The organism is bacterium (genome assembly GCA_026708055.1).
Lineage (GTDB): Bacteria > Actinomycetota > Acidimicrobiia > Acidimicrobiales > CATQHL01 > VXNF01.
The window spans coordinates 1-7,088 of the sequence record JAPOVS010000005.1; the positions used below are offsets into that span (position 1 = coordinate 1).

The window sequence follows — 7,088 nt, forward strand, 5'->3', positions numbered from 1 at the left end:
GTACATACCCATCCTCGACGACCACGACCCCGAACAAGACGAGACCTTCCAAGTCGTCCTCACCGACGCTGTCGGCGCCCCCATCAGCCGCGGCACCGCCACGGTCACCATCAAAGACAACGACTGAGCGCCTGTCTCCGTCAGTGCCTGAGGGCGGTGAGGGCTTGGTGTTGCACGCGGCGAATCCCCCCCCCCTAAAATTGTGGGGTGGGTATGCGCGGGATTGCTGCTGGACGCCGGTTTTTGTGTGCTGCGGTGGTTTTGGCTGTGGCCGCGGCGGTCCTCGTGCCTGCTGCTGCCGCAGGCCAGGTAGGCGACGGCCTGCTGCCTGATCTGGACGAGGTGCTCGAACCGGGTCAGGCCTATCCGAATCTTGGTTCGCATCTGAGCGCGTTGGCGGTGGCCAGCGGGTATTCGGCTGCCGATGCGTGCGGTGCGCCCGACCCGTCAATGTCGGGCGGCGCTACATCGCCGGTCCTGCCCGATGGCGGTAACTCGACGGCGAGCGAGCCGCTGCTGGTGTCGGTGTGGCTGGACGGCAACCAGAACGAGGTGGCCGCGTTCCTCGACCGGTGCGGGGCGGCGCCGGCCAACGCGCTCCCGGGCTACTTGGAGGCCTATGTGACCCCCGAGGTGCTGGCGGCGCTGGCAGGCCAGGCCGGGGTGGCGCGCGTCCGGGAAATGCCCGAGGCGATGCGCGAGCGTGGCGGCTACATCGGCGAGGGCGTCAGCCTGCATCTCGCGGATGTGTGGCACCACAACGGGTTCACCGGCGACGGAGTGAAGGTGGGCGTCATCGACTATCCCACCGCCGCCGCCGCCAGGAACGGCTTCGCCGGGCTGATCGCCACGATGCGCGGCCAGCTGCCGGCGACGGTGGCCGGCCGCTGCTACACCGACGTCGGCAAGCCGACGAGCGATCTGGCGAACTGTGACAGGGCCGGGAGCGGCCACGGAACGTGGGTAGCGGAGACGGTGATGGACATGGCGCCCGACGCCGATCTGTATATCTCCAACCCATACACGTGGGCAGACCTTCACAGCGCCGTGGTGTGGATGCACAGCCAGGGGGTGAAGGTCATCGTCTACTCGGTGAGCTGGACTTGGCACGGTGCCGCCGACGGCACGTCGCCGTACAGCCCGAGTCCGCTGAACACGGTGAAGTGGGCCGCCGACAACGGCATTGTGTGGGTCAACGCGGCCGGGAACCTCCATCGGGACACCTGGTACGGCTCGTGGACCGATAGCGACAACGACGGCTATCACGAATGGGCCCGCAACGGCGCCGCGGTGGACGAGGCGCAGCATCTTGAGCTGACCGCTGGGCGTTCGTCCATCGTGCAGTTGCGCTGGGATGACGCCTGGCGCCGCTCGTCCAAGGATCTCAACATCGAGATCAGGTACTCGGCAAGCGCCGACGGGGCGCAGACGGTTGTCGGCGGCAGCAGCGACACGCAGAACGGCGGCACGCGCGACGTTCCCTTCGAGATCACAAAGTTCACGGCCCCGAGGTCGGGGCACTACTGGTTCTATGTGAAGAAGACTGCCGGCACCACCGCTCCGTCGTGGCTGCAACTCGCCTTCTGGGCGGGCGACCCGGCGTACGAAGTGCTCGATCACTACTCGGCCGGCGGCAGCGTCACGAGCCCGGGCGACAGCGCTAGCCCGGGCATGCTGGCAGTCGGCGCCGCGTCCGAAGCCAGTACCACCACGACCAGGTCGTATTCGGGCCGCGGCCCGACGCCCGACGGGCGCACTAAGCCCGACATCGTCGCCGTCGATTGCACCAAAGTCGTAAGCCGGTATGGGTCATTTTGCGGCACCAGCCAGGCGGCGCCCCACATCGCGGGCCTCGCTGCGCTGGTGCGCCAGCGCTATCCCACCTACACGCCGACCCAAGTGGCCAGCTACCTCAAGGCCAACGCCGCGGACCGTGGCACCCAAGGCGCCGACAACACCTGGGGGCACGGCCTTGCGCAGTTGCCCACCGCAGGGCTCGAACCCCTCAACGGGAGCGGATGCTTCACCGCGCTGACGGGAAGCGGAAGCATCCAGGGAACCTGGGACCACTTCTGCATCGAGCAGAATTCGTACCCGCGCTCGCTCAAGAGCTACACGCGCTATTTCGGCTTCGCGCTGAGCCAGCCCAGCAGAGTGACAATCGATCTGACAGCCTCGGTCTACGGCTTCCATCTGGGCCTTCGCCGAGGCAAAGACGTGAGGTCGGGAGCAAGGGTGGCCGGAGTCAACAGCTACCGCCCGGCGCGTATCACAGAAAACCTGCCCGCCGGCGAATACACCATCGAGGTGCGCCCCGTGAGCTCGGGGCGCACCGGCACGTTCACCCTGGGGGTTGAGGGTGTGGAGGCGCAGGCCCCGTCCGGGTCGGAAATCAGCATCGCGGCGGGCGCCGATGTGACCGAGGGCAGCGGCGCCCGATTCACGGTGTCGGCCAATCCGGCCCCATCGAGTCCGCTGGCGGTGGCGGTGACGGTGAGTTCGCAGGGCAGCGCAGCCGCCGGCACCGCCGGGCAGCGGACCGTGACCATCCCCACCAGCGGCTCTGCCCAGTTCAGCGTCGCCACCACAGACGACAGCGCCGACGAGTCCGACGGCACGGTGACGGCGGCGGTGAAACCCAGTGTGCGGTACAGCGTGTCGATGTCGGCGGGTTCGGCGACGGTGGCGGTGGCCGACGACGACGACACGCTTCCGCCGCCGGTGGCGGGCGACGCCTGCGTGGCCGCCCTGACGGGCAGCGGCGCCTTCGCCGACGAGTGGGACGCAGCCTGCGAGTCATCGCAGCGAATAGGCCGCTATTCGCGGTTCTACACCTTCACCTTGGCCAAGACGACGGGCACGCGGCTGGCGATCGACCTCACCTCGGGCATCGACACCTACCTGTACCTGCGGAACGGCTCGGGCGAGAAGAACGGGCTCGGCCGCAACCGCGACGACGACAGCGGCACCGGGTACAACTCCCGGCTCACGCTGGTGCTGCCCGCCGGCGACTACACGATCGAGGCGACAACCTTCTCACCGCGAAAGGCCGGCGCGTTCACCTTGACCGTGGACGGCCTGCCCCGCCAGGCCGCCCAGCAAACACCCGATCCGGTGATCAGCGTGACGGCCGGTGCGGGCGTCACCGAGGGCGGCAGCGCCTCGTTCACGCTCACCGCGAAACCCGCTCCGGCCACGGCGTTGGCGGTGCCGGTAACGGTCTCCCAAAGCGGTGACTACGGCGTCGCAACCGGCGCCAAGACTGTCACGATCCCCACCACCGGCACAGCAAGCCTCGCGATCACGACGACCGACGACGGCGCCGACGAGGCCGACGGCTCGGTCACCGTCGCTGTCGGCGCGGGCAGCGGCTACACGGTCTCTTCCGCCCACGGATCGGCCACGGTCGTAGTGGCCGACGATGACGTGCCCGAGATCAGCGTGTCAGCCGGTGCGGGCATTACCGAGGGCAGCAGCGCCTCGTTCACGCTCACGGCCGACCCGGCCCCGGCGGCGCCGCTAGCGGTGTCGGTGACTGTGTCCCAGCAGGGCAGTTTCGGGGCGTCGACGGGCACAAGGACGGTCACGGTCGGCACTGTCGGCACTGCGAAGCTCTCGGTGGCCACCTCCGATGACGGCACAGACGAGCCGGATGGCTCGATCGCGGTCGCTGTCGGCGCGGGCGTCGGCTACACGGTCTCCTCTGCCCGGGGATCGGCCACGGTGGCCGTCGCCGACGACGACGTGGCCAAGGTGCCCCAGGCCCAGACGACGCAGCCAAACTGCCTCACCACCGACACCGCCTTGCTCGCCCAGGTGCTGGCCAAGACCGCCGATCCGTGGAACGGCGCCCGTCCTGATCTGCTGGGGACGTTCACCCGCTCCTATGACACCATGCTGGGCAAAGACACCTACACCGTGGCCTTGCTCAAGGCAAGGCCCGACCGCCAAGACCCCAACTGGCAGGGTGCCGGCCCCAATGCGCTGTGGCAGAAGATCTACGCCGAGCTCGACCGCCTCCAGGCGTGCCGAACAGCGCCATCGACACTAGACCCTCCGCCGCCGCCCCCACCGCCTCCTCCTCCGCCGCCCCCACCGCCTCCTCCTCCGCCGCCCCCACCGCCGGAGGTCAGCGTGACCGCAGGCAGTGGTGTGACCGAGGGCAGCGCGGCGGTGTTCACCGTTACTGCCGACCCCGCGCCCGCATCGCCGCTGTCGGTGACGGTGACCGTCGCCCAGTCCGGCGACTTCGGCGTGTCGACGGGCACGAAGTCGGTGACCATTCCCACGAGTGGCAGCGTGAGCCACGCTGTGGCAACGACGGGTGACAGCGACGATGAGGCCGACGGGTCGGTGACCGTGGCGGTGAGCGCGGGCACCGGCTACACCGTGTCGTCCACCCAGGGCTCTGCGTCGGTGGCTGTGGCTGATGACGACGACCCGCCCCCGCCCCCTCCGCCGCCGCCGGCGACGCCGGAGGTGAGCGTGACCGCGGGCAGTGGTGTGACCGAGGGCGGCGCGGCGGTGTTCACGGTGACTGCTAGCCCCGCGCCCTCTGCGCCGTTGTCGGTGTCGGTGTCGGTAGCCCAGCAGGGCGACTTCGGGGTCTCCACGGGCACGAGGACAGTTGTGGTCCCGACCAGCGGTAGCAAGTCCTACAGCGTGGCCACTGTCGGCGACAGCGCCGACGAGGCTGACGGTGCAATCACCGTGGCGGTGAGCGCGGGCAGCGGCTATACCGTGTCGGCCACGTCGTCGTCGGCGACGGTCGGCGTGGCCGATGACGACGCCACCTCGGTGGTGCTGGCGGCCGCGGCCGGCAGCGCCGTGGCTGAGGACGGCGGCACACGCGAGATCACCGTGACTTTGGGCCGGGCGCTCGTGTCGGGCGAGGCAGTGACCGCCCCCCTGTCCGTGACCGGCGCTGTCGCGGGCGACCACTACACGCTCGCGCTCAAGCAGGGCCAGGGTCTCAACGGGCACGTGACGCTGGTTATCGCAGACCCCCACAGCGCCCAGAACCCGGCCGTCGTGCTCGCCGCGGGCGCACAGGAGGCGATTTTGGTGCTGGCGGCGGTGCCCAACGACGACACCGACGAGCGCACCGTGCGGGTGGCGTTCGGCTCAGGCCAGCGCGCCCCCGCCGCCCGGGGCCTGTCGGGCGGCATCGCCGCCGCCGGCGGCCCGGTCGACACCGCCATAACCAACGACGACCAACCCCCACCGCCGCCCCCTCCGCCGCCTCCTGCGGGGCCGAGCCTGTCGGTGCGCGACGTGGAGGTGAGCGAGAGCGGCCGCTATGTGCGGTTCATGGTGTATCTCAGCGAGACCCCCGACCAGACCGTCACCGTGCGGGTGATCACCCGAGACGGCACCGCACGCGACGGCGCGGACTACAGGGGCATTCCCGCGGGCAGCCGGACGCTGAGGTTCGCTGCGGGCGGCCGGCTGCTGTACCGCTACATCTACATAATGATCGTCGACGACCACACAGACGAAGGCGACGAGACCTTCCAAGCAGTCCTCGTCGACGCCCAAGGCGCCCCCATCAGCCGCGGCACCGCGACGGTCACCATCAAAGACAACGACTGAGCGACTGTCACCGTCAGGGCCTGAGAGCGGTGAGGGCTTGGCGTTGCGCGCGAGGTATCGTCCGCCTTCCATCTGTGGTGCATGCTCACGGTCCCTGAAGCCGACAGCTGGACGGTGAACGGCGACAGCGCCGCCGTACACGGCGAACGGCAGTGCCGCGACCGCCTCGGCGAGGCGATCCCGCACGGCGGATGCAGCGCTCAGCAGGTGGCCGCCGGGCGTCATGGATGCCTTGGCTTCGATCAGCACGGTATCGACCTACCAAAGGCTGTCAGATCCAAAATCCGATTTTGTATCTGTCAACCTCTGCGGTCACACACGGGCGGCGCTCGGTCAGCGCGTCGGTGGTGTCGCGCCGGGTGATGATCCGGTCGGCGTCGCGGCGTTTGACCCGGTTGCGGGCCTTGACCTCCACAGCGGCGACGGCCCGCCCCGCACATGTCTTCACTGTTTAGCCTAGGCTTTGGGGATTGGAGCGATGATGCGTGTGGCGGGTGTTATCGGGCGGCTGGCGCTAGTTCTGTGCGTCGCCCTGGTCGGCGTGGTGGCGCCGGTGTCGTTTGTGGCCGCTGAGGACGGGTCGGGCACGGCGACTCTGGGGCCGTGCGATGATGGCTGGGTAGCGCCGACCCCGACGGTGGTCGCGGTCACCGCGGTGCCGATCAGTGTCGCTTCGACTACTGCTGACTATTTCGTCTTGTACGTGAAGCACGAGAGGCGGAGCGGGGTGTGGAAGTGGATTCCGCAGTCGGTCACCCGGGGCGAGGACGGCACGACTGTGTTGTCTGACCGGCTGGCATCGTTGGCCGCCGATCGGTACAAGGTGGAGAAGTACCGGATCGACAATCCGGCCGATGTGGACGGCGACTGTGTTGACGACATGGCTGAGCTGGCGGATTCGGGACGTCAAAACCCCACGAACCCGGCAACGGACGCCGGCCAACTCCACCCGGGCTATCGGAGTCGGCATTTGGCTTGGCACCCCTTTCACAAGCTCAAGATCGGGGCCGCCTCCATTGACTCCCATGAGGCATTCGAGGCGCTGTCGTATCAAGGCTCGTATATTCTCAACGACCCCCACCTCACAGGTTTGGAGTATCTGAAGTTCTGGATACTCCACCCGGGCACTGACAGCCCAGAGGTGTATTTCATCAACTCGCGCGCCACCCGGGCGCATCTTGGGTATAGATGGTTGATGGGGTGGAACAAAGACGACATTCATGGGCATTTGCGGGGTGAGGTCGTGTACCACCCCAATGTCTTTGCTCCTGACGGTTCATTGGGCGTCTACCGCCTTGAGTTCCAGAACTATGACAATGTCGATTTCTGGGATGCGGCGTTTGCGTATGAGGCAGTGGCGGCAGCGATGCCGGTCCTGACGAACAATCTCAAGTTCTACCCGATGCCGGTGATGCGCAAATCCGACGGGGCCTACACGAAGCAGAAGGCGTTGTATGACGGGTCTCGGGTGGATGTGTTGTTGGATAGGGATATTT

General features: G+C 68.0%; 3 protein-coding genes. 2 read left to right on the forward strand and 1 reads right to left on the reverse strand.

Annotated features, from left to right (window positions below; translation table 11 throughout):
- Positions 1 to 267: 267 nt before the first annotated feature.
- Complete coding sequence (locus OXG55_00310; protein MCY4101701.1) at positions 268 to 5,592, forward strand: S8 family serine peptidase; 5,325 nt, start codon at positions 268 to 270, stop codon at positions 5,590 to 5,592.
- Between the two features lie 271 nt (positions 5,593 to 5,863).
- Here the strand turns inward: OXG55_00310 and OXG55_00315 are convergent, their stop codons facing one another.
- On the reverse strand, positions 5,864 to 6,040 hold the full coding sequence (locus OXG55_00315) for a hypothetical protein (GenBank protein MCY4101702.1): 177 nt from the start codon (positions 6,038 to 6,040) through the stop codon (positions 5,864 to 5,866).
- Positions 6,041 to 6,070: 30 nt separating this feature from the next.
- On the opposite strand from OXG55_00315, the gene OXG55_00320 reads away from it, so the two are divergent.
- Positions 6,071 to 7,088 (forward strand): hypothetical protein (locus tag OXG55_00320; protein ID MCY4101703.1); only part of this gene is annotated, 1,018 nt, incomplete at its 3' end.